Source organism: Dactylosporangium sp. CA-092794, assembly GCF_050948465.1.
In the GTDB taxonomy this organism is placed as follows: Bacteria; Actinomycetota; Actinomycetes; order Mycobacteriales; family Micromonosporaceae; genus Dactylosporangium.
In genome coordinates this window covers 3,591,200-3,608,763 of sequence record NZ_CP192044.1, presented here as the reverse complement: position 1 = coordinate 3,608,763, position 17,564 = coordinate 3,591,200, and the positions used below count along the sequence as shown (strand labels likewise).

Sequence of the window (17,564 nt, the reverse complement as noted above, 5' to 3'; positions counted from 1 at the left end):
CCGCTCAGCTGGTCTTGCGGTTGGCGATCGCGTCGTCAATCAGGGCAATTCGGATGCCCTGCCGATTGATCCCGGCGACCTTCACCTGCACGCTGCGTACATGCTCGCGGAGCAGCGCCGAGGCCGCGGCGGGCGTGATGTCGGCGTAGTGCTCCGGGTACCGCTCGGCGAGCCGGGCGGCGATGTGCTCCCAGTGCAGGCCGGGCTCATCGCGGTGGAACACCGACCGGACGTCGGCGAGGGTGTCGCGCACCTCGCGGGCGACGACCTCACCGGCGGCGAACCCGGACAGGGTGCCGGCCGCCTCGCGGTGCCGGCGCGCCGCGTGGAGGATCCGCTCGGCGTCGGTGTGGTCGGCCAGGTACGTGCGCACGACCTTCGTGTCATCCGAGGCGCCGTAGAGGATGCCGACCCCGCGGTACTGCGGCCCGTTGGGCAGCGACGACGCGTCGTAGCCCTCGGCGTAGGCGTCACCGCCGAGGATCGCCTCGGACACGATGCGGTTGCCGCACTTGAGCGCGAACCGAACATCGTGGTTGTCTCGGTAGCGGTTGAACAGCCGCTGCACGTCACCGGCGCCGACCCCGGACGGCTTCTGCGAGCTCGACAGCACGACCACCCCGGCCGACGGGCCGACCGCCTTGATGAACGACAGCAGGGCGGCGATCTCCTTGTTGACGTCCTGGTCGTCGGTCTCGAAGTAGTTCTGGAACTCCTCCATGACCAGCACCCACACCCGCAGCAGCGGGTACTTCCGCGACAGCTCCCGGGTGATCTTCCCCTCGGGACACTCGGCGGTCGGCAGCTTCGCCAGGAAGTCGTTCACGTGCTCGATGTGCTGCTTGGCCTCGCGCAGCATGTCGAGCATGTGCATGATCGGGTCGTTGTCGCGGCTGTTGGGCACCACCCCACACACGTAGCGGTGCGCCACGAGCCGGAACTTGTCCCAGTCGGCGGACATCTTGCCGTCCACGACCAGCAGCACCGTGTACGGGTCCAGCGCCGCGAACAACGCCAAGGCCCGCGTGAAGAACGTCTTGCCCTTGCGCGGCTGCGCGCCGATCAGCACGCTGATCCACATCAGCAGCAGCCCGACCTTCCGACCGCGCTCGTCCAGCCCCAACGGCGCCTCGGTCCAGATGTCGCGGACCTTGCCGTCCAGCAGCGGCGTCCGCCCGGCCGGGACGGCGAGAGGGTCGCGGTCGGCGACGAACAGCAGGTGCCGCCGGTGCGAAGACGGGTCGCGGGTGAGGAACACCTGGTTGACCGACACGTCCAGACCCGAGGCGATCGCGCCCTTGGCCTTGAGCACGTCCTCCCACGTCTTGCCGTAGGGCAGGTCGATGACCACCTGCGAGCCGGTACCGCTGTGGTCACGGGCCATGGTCGACCCGAAGCTGATTTGCAGGTGCGCCTTGTCCGGGTGGCCCAGCCCGGCGGCGTAGTAGGCGCGCAGGATGATGTCCGGGTTGACCCGCCGGTACCGGCCGGCGACCACCGCCGGGCGCAGGATCGGCCGGTCCTCGGGCCGGCCGAGGCGGGCCAGCCCGCACACCGCACCGGCCGCGGCGAGCCCGACCACCCACCACGGGGCCAGGGCGTAGGCGACCGGCCCGCCGATGGCGAGCGCGGCGACCTCGGCGGCCAGGACGATGCCGCGCCAGGCGCGGGTGGCCTTGACCTCGCGGTGCAGCTTGTACCAGGTCTGCGGGTCGTTGGCGTCCGCGGCGGCCTGCCGCAGCCCGTACTGCTCCGACAGCCACCACCACCGCAGTTGCCGGCCGGCCAGCCGGACCACGCCGACCACCGACCAGAACCCGGCCTGCGCGGCGTACCACGGGGTACGGACCGCGTGGTACGCGCCGCGGTGCAGCACCTCGGCGCCGATATCGCGCAGGGTGGCCTTGAAGTTCTGCCAGCCCAGCAGCCGGATCGGGATGATCGGCTGCCGACCCGCCCGCCCGGTCGGGGGCGGGTCGACCAGCGCCCCGCCGGGCTGCGACTCCTCGTCAAGCGGCACGTCGTAGTGCCCGGCCGCGCCCGTGCTGTCGACACCGTGCCCGACAGCATCGGCGCGGCCGGGCGGGTCGGTGCCGGCGCGGCGCGCCCGCGCCGCGGACAGGTCGACCACAGCAGCGTCCGGTGCGGGTGTCGACACGCTGTCGACACCCTGGCCCTCGCCACCGTGCGGTTCGGTTGACATGATGGGGGTTCCTCCACCGTGAGGGGGCCGGCGCGCGGCCACGGTTCCTAGGCCAGACAGCCGCGCGCCGGGCAGGATCAGTACGAGGTGTCGAGCAGCTGCCGCACCGCGGCGCGGGCGGCGGCGGTCGTCATGTCCCGGTCGGCGACGACCGGCGTCGGCCGGCCGGTGAGCACGAACGCGTCCGGCGCGTCCGGGTCGGCCCACTCGAACAGGCACAGCGTGACCGTGGGCGCGGCGGGGTCGGGGCTGATCGTCAGCCGGTGGTAGTCGCCGGGCGCCACGGTGAAGCCCTGCCCGGCCGTCAACCGGTCGTGGCTGACCTCCTGCGGGTCGATCACCGCGCGGACGCCGGTGCGCTGCTGCGTGTGGCTGCCGTCCGCGAGGCAGCCGCACTGCCACACGTCCAGCGCACCCGCCTGCGACGCCGGGGTGAAGGCCGGCGCCGCGGTGATGTTGACCAGGTCCCCGCACAGCACGGTCGAGGAGACGGTGCCCTTGTGGGTGTGCAGGTCACTGTCGCGGGCGCCGACCGCGTGGGCGTGCAGGCGCAGGTAGAAGCGGGGACTGGCGTACAGGGTCGCGGCCAGGAAATCGGCCGCGGCCCCGGCCTGCCACGCCGTGTCGCCCTGGTCGTAGACACCGCGCAGGACCGGCCCGAGTTGGGCCACCGCCTGCCGGGTCGTGTCGGGGTGCCCGGCGGCGAGGCCGAGCACGATCGCCTCCAGCGCGGCGGTGCGGTCGCTGGTGTGGCCGGGGCGGGTCAGGGTGGGGTGGGTCATACCCGGGATTCCTCCGTACGTGGGCGCTGTCGTGCAGGGGGCCGGCGCGCGGCCACGGTTCCTAGGCCAGACAGCCGCGCGCCGGGCAGGATCAGAACGTGTCGGCGTCGTCGTGGGCCGGCGCGTCCGCCGGATCGTCGTCGTCGCGGTCCTCGTCGTCACGGGTGTGTGCGACGTCCCAATCCGCGCGGTGCAACGCGTCGTCGTAGAGCGCACGCAGCGCCGGGCCGAGGTCGTAGGGGCTAGTCATGGGGTGGGTTCACATCCCGTCCGCGTCGTCGGCGTTGTCGGCCTGTGCTGCCGGTTCGGCCATGGCCTGCGGGTGGGTCTGGTCGGTGTGGCCGAGGTGCCAGAACGGCACCTGACCCTCGTCGGCGATGTGCACGAACGCGCCGGTGCCGTCGACGGCGGCGGCCTTGGTTTGGGTCGGGTGCGTCCCGGCTTCCCACGCGTTCTTGTCCGCCGCGTGCCAGATGTGCGCGTTGGGCGCGGTGGCCGTCGCCTCAGCCGTTGGGCGACCGTCGATGAGGATGCCGCCGAGGTTGGCCGCGTCGGCGACCGTCTCGGCCTGCCGGATCATGCCGTCCGGCACCGGACCGGTGCCGGTGCAGGCTAGGCTGCGCAGGTACTCGGCGTAGGCGCGGGCGGTGCCGGCCGCGGCGGTCTTCTGCACGGTCATCGCGTCGAGGTCGTAGCTGTCGGGGTTGTAGCCGCGGTCGGTGAGCATCCCGCGCGGGTCGGCCGCCTCGGCGTCGAGTTCGGCCGCGCCCCGCTCGCACCGGTCCGCGAGGTTGAGCAGATACTGCCTGTCGGCGTGCACTGTGGTCACATCCCGTCCGTGTCGTCGTCGCTGGCGTGGTCGGTGGTGTGCTCGCCGCGGGCCTCGGCGACCGCGGCGGTGATGGCCTGGTAGCGGCTGCCGGAACCGGGGCCGCCGAACACCTCGGCGACCGCGGCCTTGTCCGCGGCCGACGCGTCGGCGTCGTCGAGCAAGTGATGCGGGTCGGCGCCGGTCCAGCCGGCGAGGGTGGACAGTTCGTCGTGCAGCCGGGTCTGGTCCGCGGTCAGCGGCCAGTCCCCGATCGACCGAGGGCCGGTCATGTCTGGTGTCACATCCCGTCCGTGTCGTCGTCGTTGTCCTGATCGTGTTGTTCGGCAACGGTTTCCGGCGCCAGCAGCCACCGATCCGGCGGTGCGGCAACGGTTTCCGGTGCGATGACCGACCGGACCTCGTTGTCCGGACCGGTCTGGTAGGCGGTGGGCACGCGGACGGCCACCGCCTACCACCCGTCCGCGTCGTCCGCGGCCTGTACCGCGGCCGTGTGCGCGTCGATGCGGGCGATGGCCTGATCGGTCAGGTCCCGCAACGCGGCCAGGCCAGCCCGGTCGAGGCTGAGCCAGTCGTCATTGGCGTAGATGTCCGCCGGTACGGTGCCGTCATGGCGCTCCTGCCAGGGCTGCACCCGCAGCGTGGCCGTTGAGCAGTCCGGCTCCTGCTGGTGCAGCTCGACCTGCACCAGCAGATCGGCGTTGTCGCAGCCGGGCAGCGTCACCGGGTCAGGGGTCACGACCGGTCACCACCCGTCCGCGTCATCGGCCGTGTCCACGGCCGGCAGCGGGGCGGTGACGGCATCCCACGCGGCAGCGGCGGTGCGGAAGTTCCACCGGTCGTCGCCGGGCACGTCGGCCGGCAGCGTTTCCACCGTGCGTAGCCACTGCCGGAACCGGATCTCCTCCACCCGGTCCGCAGCGCTCACCACTCGTCCCCATCTGCGGCGTCTGCCGTCCAGACGGCAGCGTCGGGTGAGGTGTGCATGAACGTCGGCCCCTCGACCGCGTAGCCGTCCTGGTCGATCCAGCCCGTGTATCCCGACTCGCGCAGGTCGAAGAACCGCCGGTCAGCGTCGGTCTCCGGCTGACGGTCCCACCGGCGGCTCACGGCTCGTCTCCGTCGTCGTCCTCGGCGATCAGGTCGCTGCCGATGAGCATGTCGGCGATGCGGCAGGCGGCGTTGATCGCGCGGACCTCGCGGTCTTCAGCCTGCGCTTCGGTGAGCGCGGCCCGTTCGGCGTCGCTGGGGTAGGTCAGTTCGGTGTACTCGGTGACCAGCTGCGACAGCTGCGCCCGCAGGTTCACGCCGCCACCTCCGCCCGCGCCCGCACCGCGCGGCGCACGGTGCGCACCGTCCAGGCGGCAGCGCGGGCCGTCCGCGTCCGCCCGGCCAGGGCGCGGCGCACGTCACGGCGCCGCCACACGATCGGCGTCGCCGCGAGCGCGACCGGCATCCCACGCCGGATCAGCATGGCCCGGTGGTTGGGCAGCCCGGCCAGCATCGCCGCGGAGATGACCGGCGCCCGCCGGGTCGTGCTCGAGCTGACCCGCCCGTCCGCGTCGCGGGTGGTCGTGGTGACGTCGCGCTCCCCGGCCAGATCGGTGAACGCGGCCAGATCGCGGGGGTCCTTGCAGCCGCCGAAGACCAGCACGGCCGCGGCAGCGTTGAGGATCATCGCCGCGCCGTCCACGCCCCACCGCTGCCGCAACTGCCCCAGACCCTGGCAGGCGGCGTGCACCACGATCGAACGCTTGCGCAGTTCGGCCATCCACCGGTCGAGCGGGGTCGGGCAGATCAGCGCCACCTCATCCAGCACCAACGCCAACCCCGGGTCGAGCCGCCCGCCGGGGCGGGCCGCCGCGGTCGCGCGGGCGCGGTGCACGATCTCCGCGGTCAGCGCGGCGACCAGCGGCCCGACCGTGCCGTCCTCATCGCCCAGCAGGTACAGCGTCCCCGCCCGGTCGGTGAGGTCCGCTACGAGCGTGTCGGCGGCGGCCGGGTCGGCGTCGCCGCACGCGGCGGCGGCCGGGTGGGTCACCCACGCCACGGCCGGGGCCAGGGCGAGCATCACGCCGTCGCGGGTGCGGGCCGTCATCCGCAACGTCTGCTCCGCCACCAGCAGCATCTCCGCCGCGTTCGGCGACGCAGCGAGCGCGGCCACGACCTGGCCGCCGGCGCCGTCCGGGTTGGCGACCCACCGCTGAATGTCCCGGATGCGGTAGCCGCCGAGCGCGGCGGCGTGCAGGAACACCGACAGGGCGCGGCGGGCGTGGATGTTCCACCGCTCGCCCTCCTCGCTACCCGTAGGGCCGATCAGGTCGGCCGCCCGCCGGGCCGCGGTCGCCGGGTCGCCACACCCGGCCAGGGGCGACCACCGCAGCGTCGAGGCGACCCCGCCGATCCCGCCCGGGTTGAACACCGTGACCGGCCCGCGCCGCGCCCGCAACTGGGCGGTGAGCTCGTAGAGGTCGGCGGCGGTCGAGGCGACCAGCGCCCCGCCCGGGGCGTCGATCACCCGGCAGGCCAGTTCGGCGGTCTTGCCGGTGCCCGGGATGCCGATCCGCAGCGTGGACTCCTCACACGAGGTCCACACCGTGTGCCGGCCCACCGTGCACAGCGGCGTCGCGTAGGACAGCGCCGGGGTACGCCACCGCTGCCACCAGCCGGCGTCACGCAGCGACGGGCGCAGCACCGCGGCCCGGCGGTACATCGCCCACCGCGACGACGTGGTCAGGATCTGCCACCGCGAGGCGGTCCCGCCGTTGCGGGTGCTGTTGCGGTCCCACCGGCCGATCAACCGGTTACTGCCCGCGGCGCCGCCCCGGAAGCGGTGGTAGACGGTGCCGGCGGCGGTCGCCACACCGGCCACGCCGAGCGCGTAGCCGTAACCGGCCGCGTTCGTGGCGTCCGGTGCCTGCGTGAGCGCCCAACCGGTCGCCGTGGCGACCAGCCCAGCGCCGAACAGGCGAGGATGGATGGTACGTGTGCGCGCCATGAGTGGCGTTCCTCCTGTCACAAGGCGAGCGGGGGGCCGGCGCGCGGCCACGGTTCCTAGGCCAGACGGCCGCGCGCCGGACGGGACTAAAAGCTGTCGTCGTGCTGGTCGTGCGCGTCGCCGAGGCCGATGTAAAGGTCGCCGTCCCACACGTCGACCTGCCGGCCGACATGGGCGTTACCAGCGCGGATGTTCCTGGACTCCGTCCGCTCACCGGACAGGCCGTCCGCACGCTCGGCCCGCTCGGCGAGCGAGGCACGCTCGTCTGCGGTCTCCGGGCCGATCACCCCGACCATGAGCGGCGTGTAGCCCGACGTGGCCACGTTGACGATCTTCTTTCCCACCAGGGGTTCCTCCGGTTCGTGGTGGAAGGGGGCCGGCGCGCGGCCACGGTTCCTAGGCCAGACAGCCGCGCGCCGGACGTGATCAGGCGACGTGCAGGGCAGGCGCCGCGGTGGGGGCGGCGCTGGCACGCATGTGCCGCTGCACCGTGCGCTCAGAGAGCTTGAGCCGGCCCGCGATCTGCGCGGCGGTGGCCGTGGGGTTCTTCGCCACCGCCCGGGCGACCCGATCGGCCGCGGACGGCTGCCGCTTCGCGGCCTGCCGCTTCGCCGCGCCCTGACCGGCGGCCTCCGCGACCGTCTCATCGGCGGCGGGCGCCTCGGGCTCGGCTACCTCGGGCGCCTCGGGCGCGGGCGCCTCCGCGGTGGTGGCTGCCGGCGCGAGCCGCTGCGGCACGAGGTCGGCGGCGATCAGCGCGGTCAGTCCGTCGTAGTCCGCGGTCGCGGTGAGCCGGGCGGCGACCTCGCCGAGGTCGTAGGTGGCGGTGGCGATGTCCGCGGTCACCGGGTCGACCACGGCCCGGATCTTGCGGTGCAGCACCTTGGCGATCGCCGCGTGCTGCCGCTCCCGGCGGACCTCATCCCGGGCCGCGCCGAGGGACCCGTACAGGCCCAGCCCCGGCGTAGCCTTGGCCAACGACTTCGCCCGCAGGGTCAACGCCGGGTGGCGCAGCCAGTGACCGACCAGCTCGTACGCGGGCGTGGTCGGCGGCAGATCGCCGGTGGCCCGCAGCCGGTCACGGCGCTGGTTCTCGGTGTGCATCAGCCACACCAGGTAGCCCAACGCGGACATGCCCGCGAAGAACCCGGCAAGGAGCTTGTTGTCGTGGGCCAGCCAGTTGAACGACACCGCACCCGCAGCGATCGCCCCGGACAGCACCCGGGATGCGGTCGCCCGCTCGCCGAGCCGCCGCCGCACGTCGGCATTGGACAGCACCACAATGCCGCCCAACTCCAACGCGGCCACCGCCGGGATCGCGAACGCCACCGGCAGACCCAGCGCCTCATGCGCGCCGATCACCTGCCCGGTCAACGCGACCAGCAGCACCACCACATAGAACAGCTGACGCAGGTAGCCGGTGTTGCGGACCGTGCGAGCCAAGTCCGCGTCGAGATCCGCGGCCGTCGTGGTGCTCATGCCGGCACCGCCTCGGTGTGCTCGCACGCCGCGCCGCAGACGCACCGCTGAGGCGCCGACACGTTCGTGTCGACCCGCAGCGTGAACCCGCCGTCGCGGCGGACCGCGATACGGTGCCAGCCGCCGTCATCCACGGTCTCGGCGGTCAGGCCGAACGCCTCGGCGAGCCGGTCCACGACCGCGATCCGCTCGGGCTCATCCGCGAACATATCCGGGCCGATGCTGAGGTAGACGCGGACCTTGTCCACGCCCGCGGCCCGCACCGCGTCGGCGAGCGCGTGCAGTTCGGCCGCGGCCAATTCGGGGGTTATGGCGTACATGGTGAACCTCCCCAGGTCACAAAGATCAGTAGGTGATGACGCGGCCGGACACCGTGCGCGCGGTCAGCCGGATCGGACCGGCCGCGCGGATGTCACCGTCCACGGACTGGGCGTTGAGTTCGGTCGGGGCGGTCGCGGTGACGGTGATGTCACCGGAGACGGTCTCAATGGCGCCAATGCCGATCAGGTTGGCGATCGTGACGGCCCCGGAGACGCTGTACAGCTGCGGACCGGCCACCGTGTCCAGGCGGATCGCGCCGGACGTCGTGTGCACGGTGGCGGTGAGCAGCGCGCCCGTGCACGTCACCGGCGCGGCCACCGTCTCAACGAACACCGAACTGTGCAGCGGCAACCGGACATCCACGCCGATCTCGCCGCGGCCGGCCCGGCGACGGCGCTGCGGATCCACCCGGCCACCGCCCACGAAGACGTCGCCGTAGACCACACCAGCCACGATCCCGACGTGCCCGCCGGTGACCTGCACCGTCCCGCCGGCCAGCGGCGGCGGGTCGGGCACGTGCACCTTGAGCCGCTGGTAGGACTCGGCGAACCGAACCCGCTCAAGCACCGTGGGGGTCGGGCTGGTCAACGTGACCTCAGCGCGGTCGCGGTCCTCCACGACCACCCGGACCGACCCCGCCGACAGCCGCAGCTCCAGCATCAGCGGCCCGGCCGCGGACGCCGTGTAGATGCGGGCCGCCGGGGCCGTCACGCCGCCACCGCCAGACGGGCAACCGGCGCCGCCACCGGCGTGGACACCGACACCCGCATACCGGTGTGGTGCTCGCCAGCCGCGGCCGGCGACGCGTAGCGCCACGACCCGTCAGGCCCGCGCTCCAACGCACCGTCCACGCCGAACAGCGCAAACAGCAACGCGTCGACCGCCGCGACCCGCTCGACCTGCACCCCGCCGCCAGCCAGCGCCTGGATACCGAAACTCACGACCAGATCCGGCAGCAAGTCGAACGGCGGCAACGCCGCCAGGTCATCAGCCAAGGCATGCACCGCCCTGGCCAGATCGGCCGGGTGATTGAACCTCATGACAGCCCTCCTCAGGGCAGACGAACAGCCGCGCCCACCAGCGGCGAGCGCGGAAAGACAAGGGGGTTGCAGCGCCGGGCCTTCAGGCCACACTGCGCCGCGCGTTGTACCGAAGGCGCCACCACTCGCAGGTTTCGCGGACCACCGCCGCGCGAGCACGCTGCAACCGCAGCGCCGTAACCGCATCCACCGGCCCGCGTCCGGACAACAGCATCAGCTGCACGTCCAGCAACTCCAGCTCGGCCGCCAGCAGCGGTTCCTCATCCTCGATCTCGGCCAGCTGCGCCGCGGACGGCTCCAGACTGTCGAAATCGTCTTCGTCGTGCTCCACGTCGTTTCAGTTCCTTCCAGACACCGGCCGGGCCGGCGCCGCGCAGCGGCGGCGCCCACCACTGCCGGACGCCGGGCACTCCCGGCAGCGGGACTCGTTCGGGGCCAAAGGAGCCAGGAACCCGCAGCCGGCGCACTCACGCCAGACCGCGTTGCCCCTGGCCGACACGCGGACAACCGCGGAAAGCTTCAAAGTCAGCACCGGAACGCCTCCCCAAGTCAGGACCAGCAGAAAGGCGGCCGGGACACCTACGAACAGGCGTCCCGGCCGATGCCACACACCGCCTCGACACAGCAGGGCGGACACCGCAAGAGCCGAAACCCTTACGGCACAACGCATTCAGCGCGGCTCGCCGGTCTTGCTCGCCCGCTCACCCGGGACCTACCAGGCGTCATCGCAGGATTCCGTCGCGCACGGATCTCGCCACGCTGTGTTGCTAGAACCGCCCGCATGCCGCTTCCCAGCGGCCCGGGTAGGGCTCCTGACCGTTCACTGTGCAGACCGGTCGAACGCTGCCTCTGTTGAATTCTCAACCAACATGCGGGCACAGATATGCACGGCGTACGGCAACCACGTGCCGCCGTTCCGGGGCCTCCGCACCGCCCGCTTAGGCCGCCTTTCGGGCGGTATTGCAATTCAGAGATGCGATTTCCTGTTGCGCAACACGGTATCGGAACAACAGCGTGTTGCGCAAGTCAGTTGCGGTATGATCCGGTTCGTGACCGACGTACGAGAGGCCCTAGCGACCGCTACCAGGCGGTACAAGACCACCGAGGCCAACCACGAACAGGCTCGCCAGCAGGCCATCGCCGCGGTTGTAGCGGCACTTCAGGCTGGCGTCAGCCCAACCGAGGTCGAGCGGCTGTCGCCCTTCACCGGCGCCTACATCCGCAAGGTCGCCCGTGACCACGGCATCCCGCCCGCGCCACCTGGTCCGAAACGGTCGGCCGGCGCCTCGTAGTGCCGTTCCTGACGCCTCAACTTGCCGAAGTTCGTCATGCGTCAAGCACACCAGCCAGGCGGCAGACATTGAACGGCTACCATTCGGCCGCAGCTCGCCAGCGGGTAGGCATCTGCTAGGCATCCGGCGTCACATCGGACAGATCGACACTCGCGGGGAGGTACCAAGTGGCGTCGAGCGCGGCAGACGCAACGCCCAATCTCGTGCTGTACAACCTGCGCGAGGGCGCCGGCGAAACACAGCAGGACGTCGCCGACGCGCTGAACGACTTGGGCGCGAAGCACGGTAGGCCAATCGCCATCACGGCCAACCAGGTCAGCCGGTGGGAGCGCGGCATCACCGGGGCGACGCCCTTCTACCGCAAGCTACTTGCTGAGCACTTCGGAGTGTCCGTCGCGGAACTCGGCCTCACCCGGGCGCGTGTCGCCAGCCCGTCACACCCCAGGGCTGCGGACGTCTTGGTGATCCGCACCGACGACGGTCAACCCGACGTGCCGCGGCGGGTCCTCGACAGCCAAGGACAGTGGCGCGCTATCCGCCGGGCACTTAACGCGCACCGGGTCGCGCTCGCGAGGGAGGCCGCCCGCCTCTACGACGAGACCTTCCGCATCGGCGCGACGGGCCTCATTGCGCCGCCGGGCTGGCTGCCGGACACCCCCAAGGACCTCGCCGCATTCAGCATCGCTCTTGACGCGTCGGCCGCTGAACCCGTTGTGACCGGGACTGAGGACGCCAGCGCCGCGACCCGGCCACTGGCAAGCGAGGAACGCCGGTATGCGAGGTACAGCCAAGCAATCCGAGACGTCGACCACCCGCGGCTGTTCGACAACCGGATCGCGTGGCGCCTAACCGGCGTGGACTGGGGCCGGACTGACGCAGCGCTGAGGTTCGGTATGTCGACGTACTTCGGCATGGTTGACACCGCAGAGGCACTCGCGCACGAGATGGCCGCGCAGCACGTGACCGGCGAAGGCGACCGGATCGCGATCGCATCTTGGCGCGGACTGACGTTCCGCAGGTACCTCGGCGATCCGTTCGACCTCGCTCGCCGCGGGTTGGTCCCGTCGACCGACACCCTGACCATCCGTATCGACGCAGACGGAGCCACGTTCGTGCTGCACAACCGTGGTGCGGGCAACGTCGCCGTGGCTGGCGGCATGCTGCACATCATGCCCGCAGGCGTCTTCCAGCCCTCCAGCATCCTGCCCGCCGCTCAGGTCGCCGACTTCGACCTGTGGCGCAACATCATGCGTGAGTACAGCGAAGAGTTCCTCGGCAACGCCGAACACGGCGGCGACGGCAACCCCGCCGACTACGCCGCCGAGCCGCTCGCCTCGTTCGAGGCGGCCCGTGCCGCCGGGCAAGTTCGCGTGTACTGCATGGGCGTCGCGCTTGACGCACTCACCCTCTATGGCGAGCTGCTGACGGTGGCCGTCTACGAGGGGGAGACGTATGACCGGCTGTTCGCCGACATGGTCGACAGCAACGACGAAGGTGTCGTGGTGAAGACTGGCAAGGTTCAGCCGACGTCGGCGCTGCCGTTCACCCGGCACGTGCTAGATGAGCTGATCAGCGGCGGTCGGCTCGCGCCGGCTGCCGCAGGATGTCTCGAACTGGCCTGGCAGCACCGCCAAACCATCCTTGGGAGGAACTGACGTGCGGGTACTGGTCACCGGCGGACTCGGTTACCTCGGGCATGCAACCATGCTCGAACTCCAGGCCGCAGGGCACGACGTCGTCGTGATGACACGCGGCCGAGCCGACGCCAAACCACCGGCGGGCGCCGAACTGGCCGAGGGCGACATCCGGGACCGTAAGCGGGTCGCCGAGATCGTGAAGGCCGAGCAGTTCGAGGGGGTGTGCCACCTCGCCGCGGTCGCGCAGGGCCGCGAGTCGTTCGCGGACCCCCTCACGTACTGGGACGTCAACACGGCCGGCACACTGAACCTGCTGATGGCCCTTGACGCGGTCAAGCACGATCGGCCGCCCGCGCGGTTCGTCTTCGCCTCATCTCATGTGGTGTACGGCGCGAACTACGACGGCGCGCTGAGCGAGGACCTGGCACCCCGGCCCAACAGCCCATACGGTGCGTCGAAGGCCGCTGCCGAAGACCTCGTGCGGGCCTATGCCGCCACGGGCGCTATCGGCGCAGTCACCCTGCGCTGCTTCAACCTCGCGGGTGCGGTCGACGGCCACGGCGACATCGACACGGCTCGCATCATCCCAAATGTCTTCCGGGCAATCACCGGCCAACTGGAGCACGTGACGCTCAACGGCACCGGATCGGCGGTACGCGACTTTGTCCACGTCCGGGACGCGGCCTCAGCCGTCCTGAGCGCGCTCAACGCGACGCGCGTCGGGGAGAGTCGGACGTACAACATCGCGAGCGGTCACGGGGTCAGCGTTGCGGAGATCATCGAGGCCGCGCAGATGGCGTCCGGACGGGCAGTGCCAGTCAGGAGGAACCCTCCGCAGCCGGAAGCTCAGCACCTGGTCGCCGACGTCACGCTTGCCGCACGTGATCTCGGCTGGACACCACGCCACTCGGCACTGGACGAGATTATCGCCGACGCATGGAACGCCTGGACGTAGCTGTCCCTACTGTCCCTCAACGTCCCCTGACCTTTGCCTTTGCCAGGGTCAGCTTGATCGCGGCTGTCCCCGAATGTCTCGACGACACGAAACGGCTAGAGCAGAGGGCGCATTGACCGCCCCTCTGTTACAGCCTGCCCCGCAGGGCCCAACCACGGATTATACCGATAGCGGCGCAACGTCACAGACTTCGTAATCCGCCGCCAAGTAAAGCGTCGATGATACCACATCCCCAGGTGCCCCGACGAACGAATGTCAACTATGTGACCCCTTTACCTAACGTCACAAAGCATCGACGTACGGTAATTCGATGGCACGCCGGAAACCTGGGTCAAATCCCCAAATCTCTACTCTCATCGATGATGATGAGTGGAAGAGGGTCATAGCGGATGACCAGAACCCCGAGTGGCACTATGACTACGTGCAGGGCCGGATAGCCGACGTTGAGGAAAGACTTCATTACCGACTATTGTGGCAGCGAATTGGGCGTCTGTGGCTATTCGCCGGGAATCTTATTCTGCTCGTACTGGCCATTCTTGCTAACTTTACTCCGATCGCCGCCGCTGCCAATATCTCCAAATCTGGAATGCGTCTGGCGCCGTATTTGTACACGATATTCTTTGGTTCGACCATACTGGCCTCGGTGCTTACATACCGACAGTATAAGCGAACCAGAGAACTGCAGTTCGCCCTCAAGAGACTAGCCTTGATACGTCGACGGAAGCTTGCCGAGAAAGCGGAAACTGCAGCAAATGTCGATGGCGATCCGGCGCTTTCCCATCAGAAGCGCTACCGAGACGACGCACCCGACATAATATCCCAGTATCGAGAAGAGGCGAATCGGAATCGCCGAATCCACAATCGCCTTCAAGTCGTCATCATCGGAGGATCAGTCACTGCCTCGACCGTCACAACAGCATCCGTTTCATACAGCGTTACGAGGTGGTATGCCGTTGGTGTAACTGCGGCCGTAGGTCTTGCGGCCGGCTTTGCTGGCTACTTCAAATTTCATGAGCGAAGTTCTAGTGCCCAACAAACTGCAGACTCCATAGAGCGGGAGTATGAGGCAGTCGAGTTGCGGGTCGGAAGATATAGGGGCTTGAACGAAAAGGACGCTTATTCATCATTCGCCGAATGTGTCGAGAAGCTACGTGACGAGCAGAATAAACGTCAGCAACAACTCGACCAGCCTTCCGACATCAAGCGTGAGGAATAACAGCGACGGGGCATCGAGACAACTCGGTGGGGCAGAAATGTCATATCCGATCGGCACGGTCCGGCCCTCTGCTCCGCCCCTCGCCCCCAGGGGTCGAACAGGGGGGCTACCGGGAGGAACGGCCACGCACAGTCACGAACTCATGCAGACCCAAAACGCTGCGCCGCAACGGGATCCGGCATTTCCAGCCGCCCTAGCAGGGCGTTCACACCAAAGGAGTCGGCCCTTCGGGCCGCTGCGCCGCGGTCAGGCCGGTGAATCCGTGGCAGGCGAATCAAGCCGCTCTACGTCCGAAATGACCTGGCGCACAGTCTGATACCGCTCCGAAATGTTGTGGGTCGTCGTACATTTGCGTACGATCCGACCAACTTCGTCGTCTGCCACTTTCAGGGATTCTCGACCAGTGAAGATGTAGGCCAATATCCAGCCAATCGAATACATTTCGTTCTGCACCGAATAGCTCTTGAAGTCGTGCAGAAGCGGATCGCGAATAGTCCCGCGCATCTCGGTTTGAGTCCGAGTGAACTTGGAGGATTCTTCCTTAACTAGGCCAAAGTCCGAAAGTTTCACCAGTACCGCACCGCTTTCATACACCTTAAGAAGCACATTCTGGAGACTGATATCGCGATGCAGCAACCGCTGCCCGTGTACATAGTTGATTCCATAGAGAAACTGGAGCGCTATGCGCTTCCTAGAGTTGAACGACAGGTTGCTGTTGCGCCGAGCCATAAAGGTCCTCAGCGTCGCGTCGCAGTACTCCATTCGATACTCGTTCTGCTCCTGATCATACTGGTAGACCTCAAGTACGTACGGAAAGCTCAGCCGTTTCATAATGTCGAACTCTTGTTTGAACCGCATAAGGTCTCGCTCAGCGATCCCCCGCCTGGCTCGCTTTATTGCGAACTTGATGCCGTAGTCCGGATCAACGTAGGAATAGACAATAGCATAGGAGCCTTCCCCTTCCATCTTCAACTTCACCGCCGCCTGTCGCTTCTTCAGTGCCACAGTTCGTCCCAGCCGAGTGAAGACCGGCTCATACTTGACGACGATGATTTGCTGAAAATCGTCAGGAACCGTGCTACCTCCACTGCTTGAAAGCCATGGATTGCACCTCTCTATTGCCTGCCCATATCTCTCGTCGAGCGCCACCTCAACGCCTACATGCTTAAGACCTTGGAGAATACCATTCAGTTCGTCGATAAGAGCAATGAGGTCGCGACTATTGTTCGCCCAATAGTGGTGAGTGCTTCTTGCGCGGTCGTTGATACTTTCAAAGTGCGTATTTAGCTGCTCATGAAGGACAGCGAACATGTGCCCAAGTTGTTCGTCATTGTAGAGCCGCAAGAATGGTTTTGATACATCCCAAGAGGCATACTTCTCTTTCAAGTCTTCTAGCATAAGATCCGAGGGAGTCATTGCTTCATCAGGCATCGCGTCACACACCAGCCTCTCTTGCCACTCCACAGAAGCCGTCAGGGGGGTCGCCGAGATCGTACCGGTGCGGACGCCTCTAGATAGGGCATAATTGGCCGCCGCACTCCACCGGCGCCCCTCCACACAGCCAACCGTCCCGCCTGACCGATCGACGTAACCGCCCCTACGCCCCCCCGATCACGCCAAAGTCGTATGCGGCCCGAACTGCGGGCCCACACCTGTCACTCGTGCTGGGGACCACTTGGGGACCACACGTAATGCGCGATGGCGGACAACGTGCGCCCATGAACACGTCCTGATCATGGCTATACCGTGCTCGACGTGCGGAAAGTCCGGCATCAATGGCCTGGGGGTCAAGGGGTCGTGGGTTCAAATCCCGCCGTCCCGACACAGAGAATGCGGTGGCCAGCAGAAATGCGGTCGCCGCATTTACGTTTGCGAGTTGACTCTCGGAGCACCCCCCGAAAACCCCTCCTTTTGACAAGCCCAGCGACACGCGATCCATCTGTTGAGGTCGATTCTTTAGCCAACGGGACCTGCGCAGACCGGCCGGCAATCGCTCTGATCGGACTCCAGGCACGAACCGGTCAAACGTGATAATCAGTCTAGATCGAACCACGGCGGACCGCCCAGGGATCGGTTCATCGAAAACGCCCGGCGCCGCTGCGTTTCCAGTCGCGCCCTGTTCGCCGCCGTTGGACGGCGATCTTGAGGCAGGCGTCGATGAGTGCGCGGGCGTGCCCGTCGGGCAGACGCGGCCAGGACGTTGTGCACCCGAACCGAGATGAGCGCCCTCAGCGGGCTCTGGACGGGGCAGCTCCGCAAGTCCACCCGCGTGCTGGAGCCGCACCCGACGTACACTCGCTGCCACGAAACCCACACCCTGGAGCGCCTCTGCATCACCATCGCCGATGACCGCATCAGCCGAACCGTAGCGCTCATCGGCGGCCTGCAGCAGGTCATCGGCATGCTGGCCGCCCGGTACCAAGCGACATAGGCCCACCCCAGGGCCACCTACGCACTGACGGTGGTGCTCCCGCCGGGCACCGCCACGAGTTACCGGCAGGCGCACATTTACCTCGGATGCGAGCCGCCCATCCGGCGGCGTCACGCCACGGCGCTACTCTGATACAACCGATTGATCTGGCTCGACGAGTAGCCAATGCCTGCGAGTATCTCCGCCGTGTGCTCCCCGAGGGCCGGCGCGACCGACGCAGGCGCTGGAGTCTGCGCGCCATCACCCAGGCGCTCGGCTCTGACGAGGTTCTGCGTCGCTTGAGGGCGCTCGAAGGCTGAGCTGGGGGTGCTCTCTCAGCTGGTTGTTCAGCTGAGCTTGGATTTCAGAACACTGCAACCTGAGGTGCGGCTCGCCGCCACA

The 17,564-nt window shown here is 68.4% G+C and carries 23 protein-coding genes; 5 read left to right on the top strand and 18 right to left on the bottom strand.

From position 1 onward, the window contains the following. Positions 1-4: 4 nt before the first annotated feature. The 17 genes from ACQPXD_RS15465 to ACQPXD_RS15385 all read right to left on the bottom strand — a co-directional run bounded on the left by ACQPXD_RS15465 (position 5) and on the right by ACQPXD_RS15385 (position 9,983). Positions 5-2,203 carry a cell division protein FtsK gene (locus tag ACQPXD_RS15465; RefSeq protein ID WP_432838923.1) on the bottom strand — a complete coding sequence of 733 codons (2,199 nt, stop codon included), beginning with the start codon at positions 2,201-2,203 and terminating at the stop codon, positions 5-7. Between the two features lie 77 nt (positions 2,204-2,280). Further along, positions 2,281-2,985 (bottom strand): hypothetical protein, encoded by a 705-nt coding sequence (locus ACQPXD_RS15460; RefSeq protein ID WP_432838921.1) that lies wholly within the window; start codon positions 2,983-2,985, stop codon positions 2,281-2,283. A gap of 91 nt (positions 2,986-3,076) precedes the next feature. Continuing rightward, positions 3,077-3,235: a hypothetical protein gene (locus tag ACQPXD_RS15455; protein ID WP_432838919.1), complete on the bottom strand. Its 159-nt coding sequence runs from the start codon at positions 3,233-3,235 to the stop codon at positions 3,077-3,079. A 9-nt stretch (positions 3,236-3,244) separates the two neighbouring features. Then, positions 3,245-3,814, bottom strand: coding sequence for a hypothetical protein (locus tag ACQPXD_RS15450; protein ID WP_432838917.1), 570 nt, complete (start codon positions 3,812-3,814; stop codon positions 3,245-3,247). Further along, positions 3,811-4,086, bottom strand: a complete 276-nt coding sequence (locus tag ACQPXD_RS15445; protein ID WP_432838915.1) for a hypothetical protein — start codon at positions 4,084-4,086, stop codon at positions 3,811-3,813. Before ACQPXD_RS15445 ends, ACQPXD_RS15450 begins: the two co-directional genes overlap by 4 nt. An 8-nt stretch (positions 4,087-4,094) precedes the next feature. Next, positions 4,095-4,262 carry a hypothetical protein gene (locus ACQPXD_RS15440; RefSeq protein WP_432838913.1) on the bottom strand — a complete coding sequence of 56 codons (168 nt, stop codon included), beginning with the start codon at positions 4,260-4,262 and terminating at the stop codon, positions 4,095-4,097. A gap of 3 nt (positions 4,263-4,265) precedes the next feature. Next, on the bottom strand, positions 4,266-4,553 hold the full coding sequence (locus ACQPXD_RS15435) for a hypothetical protein (protein WP_432838911.1): 288 nt from the start codon (positions 4,551-4,553) through the stop codon (positions 4,266-4,268). Positions 4,554-4,559: 6 nt separating this feature from the next. Continuing rightward, complete coding sequence (locus tag ACQPXD_RS15430) at positions 4,560-4,742, bottom strand: hypothetical protein (RefSeq protein WP_432838909.1); 183 nt, start codon at positions 4,740-4,742, stop codon at positions 4,560-4,562. Next, complete coding sequence (locus tag ACQPXD_RS15425) at positions 4,739-4,924, bottom strand: hypothetical protein (RefSeq protein WP_432838907.1); 186 nt, start codon at positions 4,922-4,924, stop codon at positions 4,739-4,741. Before ACQPXD_RS15425 ends, ACQPXD_RS15430 begins: the two co-directional genes overlap by 4 nt. Next, complete coding sequence (locus ACQPXD_RS15420) at positions 4,921-5,121, bottom strand: hypothetical protein (RefSeq protein ID WP_432838905.1); 201 nt, start codon at positions 5,119-5,121, stop codon at positions 4,921-4,923. The genes ACQPXD_RS15425 and ACQPXD_RS15420 overlap by 4 nt, the downstream gene beginning before the upstream one ends. Continuing rightward, the gene (locus ACQPXD_RS15415) at positions 5,118-6,812 is read right to left on the bottom strand and encodes a type IV secretory system conjugative DNA transfer family protein (protein ID WP_432838903.1); all 1,695 of its coding nucleotides are present in this window, start codon (positions 6,810-6,812) and stop codon (positions 5,118-5,120) included. The genes ACQPXD_RS15420 and ACQPXD_RS15415 overlap by 4 nt, the downstream gene beginning before the upstream one ends. Before the next feature lie 86 nt (positions 6,813-6,898). After that, positions 6,899-7,156 (bottom strand): hypothetical protein, encoded by a 258-nt coding sequence (locus ACQPXD_RS15410; RefSeq protein WP_432838901.1) that lies wholly within the window; start codon positions 7,154-7,156, stop codon positions 6,899-6,901. A gap of 82 nt (positions 7,157-7,238) precedes the next feature. Then, the gene (locus ACQPXD_RS15405; protein ID WP_432838899.1) at positions 7,239-8,291 is read right to left on the bottom strand and encodes a hypothetical protein; all 1,053 of its coding nucleotides are present in this window, start codon (positions 8,289-8,291) and stop codon (positions 7,239-7,241) included. After that, positions 8,288-8,611, bottom strand: a complete 324-nt coding sequence (locus tag ACQPXD_RS15400) for a hypothetical protein (protein ID WP_432838897.1) — start codon at positions 8,609-8,611, stop codon at positions 8,288-8,290. The genes ACQPXD_RS15405 and ACQPXD_RS15400 overlap by 4 nt, the downstream gene beginning before the upstream one ends. 25 nt (positions 8,612-8,636) lie before the next feature. Further along, positions 8,637-9,323: a DUF4097 family beta strand repeat-containing protein gene (locus ACQPXD_RS15395; protein WP_432838895.1), complete on the bottom strand. Its 687-nt coding sequence runs from the start codon at positions 9,321-9,323 to the stop codon at positions 8,637-8,639. Next, a complete protein-coding gene (locus ACQPXD_RS15390; RefSeq protein WP_432838893.1) occupies positions 9,320-9,652 on the bottom strand; it encodes a hypothetical protein in 333 nt (110 codons plus the stop codon). The genes ACQPXD_RS15395 and ACQPXD_RS15390 overlap by 4 nt, the downstream gene beginning before the upstream one ends. Positions 9,653-9,734: 82 nt before the next feature. Next, positions 9,735-9,983 (bottom strand): DUF6284 family protein, encoded by a 249-nt coding sequence (locus ACQPXD_RS15385; protein WP_432838891.1) that lies wholly within the window; start codon positions 9,981-9,983, stop codon positions 9,735-9,737. A 718-nt stretch (positions 9,984-10,701) separates the two neighbouring features. Between ACQPXD_RS15385 and ACQPXD_RS15380 the strand changes: the two genes are divergently transcribed. The 4 genes from ACQPXD_RS15380 (at position 10,702) to ACQPXD_RS15365 (ending at position 14,752) form a co-directional block, all read left to right on the top strand. Further along, positions 10,702-10,944 carry a hypothetical protein gene (locus ACQPXD_RS15380; protein WP_432838889.1) on the top strand — a complete coding sequence of 81 codons (243 nt, stop codon included), beginning with the start codon at positions 10,702-10,704 and terminating at the stop codon, positions 10,942-10,944. Positions 10,945-11,111: 167 nt separating this feature from the next. Continuing rightward, on the top strand, positions 11,112-12,599 hold the full coding sequence (locus ACQPXD_RS15375) for an XRE family transcriptional regulator (protein ID WP_432838887.1): 1,488 nt from the start codon (positions 11,112-11,114) through the stop codon (positions 12,597-12,599). Position 12,600: 1 nt separating this feature from the next. Continuing rightward, a complete protein-coding gene (locus ACQPXD_RS15370; RefSeq protein WP_432838885.1) occupies positions 12,601-13,536 on the top strand; it encodes an NAD-dependent epimerase/dehydratase family protein in 936 nt (311 codons plus the stop codon). Positions 13,537-13,846: 310 nt separating this feature from the next. Beyond that, positions 13,847-14,752 (top strand): DUF4231 domain-containing protein, encoded by a 906-nt coding sequence (locus ACQPXD_RS15365; RefSeq protein ID WP_432838884.1) that lies wholly within the window; start codon positions 13,847-13,849, stop codon positions 14,750-14,752. A 246-nt stretch (positions 14,753-14,998) separates the two neighbouring features. Here ACQPXD_RS15365 and ACQPXD_RS15360 read toward each other — a convergent pair whose 3' ends face one another. Beyond that, entirely contained in the window at positions 14,999-16,138 is a 1,140-nt protein-coding gene (locus tag ACQPXD_RS15360) for a protein kinase family protein (protein WP_432838882.1), read from the bottom strand. Between the two features lie 832 nt (positions 16,139-16,970). Between ACQPXD_RS15360 and ACQPXD_RS15355 the strand changes: the two genes are divergently transcribed. Further along, the gene (locus ACQPXD_RS15355) at positions 16,971-17,183 is read left to right on the top strand and encodes a hypothetical protein (protein WP_432838880.1); all 213 of its coding nucleotides are present in this window, start codon (positions 16,971-16,973) and stop codon (positions 17,181-17,183) included. Positions 17,184-17,564 lie beyond the last annotated feature (381 nt).

Excerpts from the sequence above, each read along its gene's own strand:
- ACQPXD_RS15365 (WP_432838884.1), top strand. The coding sequence starts at position 13,847 with ATGGCACGCCGGAAACCTGGGTCAAATCCCCAAATCTCTACTCTCATC.
- ACQPXD_RS15455 (WP_432838919.1), bottom strand. The coding sequence starts at position 3,235 with ATGACTAGCCCCTACGACCTCGGCCCGGCGCTGCGTGCGCTCTACGAC.
- ACQPXD_RS15390 (WP_432838893.1), bottom strand. The coding sequence starts at position 9,652 with ATGAGGTTCAATCACCCGGCCGATCTGGCCAGGGCGGTGCATGCCTTG.
- ACQPXD_RS15460 (WP_432838921.1), bottom strand. The coding sequence starts at position 2,985 with ATGACCCACCCCACCCTGACCCGCCCCGGCCACACCAGCGACCGCACC.
- ACQPXD_RS15355 (WP_432838880.1), top strand. The coding sequence starts at position 16,971 with ATGAGCGCCCTCAGCGGGCTCTGGACGGGGCAGCTCCGCAAGTCCACC.
- ACQPXD_RS15465 (WP_432838923.1), bottom strand. The coding sequence starts at position 2,203 with ATGTCAACCGAACCGCACGGTGGCGAGGGCCAGGGTGTCGACAGCGTG.
- ACQPXD_RS15400 (WP_432838897.1), bottom strand. The coding sequence starts at position 8,611 with ATGTACGCCATAACCCCCGAATTGGCCGCGGCCGAACTGCACGCGCTC.
- ACQPXD_RS15405 (WP_432838899.1), bottom strand. The coding sequence starts at position 8,291 with ATGAGCACCACGACGGCCGCGGATCTCGACGCGGACTTGGCTCGCACG.
- ACQPXD_RS15415 (WP_432838903.1), bottom strand. The coding sequence starts at position 6,812 with ATGGCGCGCACACGTACCATCCATCCTCGCCTGTTCGGCGCTGGGCTG.
- ACQPXD_RS15445 (WP_432838915.1), bottom strand. The coding sequence starts at position 4,086 with ATGACCGGCCCTCGGTCGATCGGGGACTGGCCGCTGACCGCGGACCAG.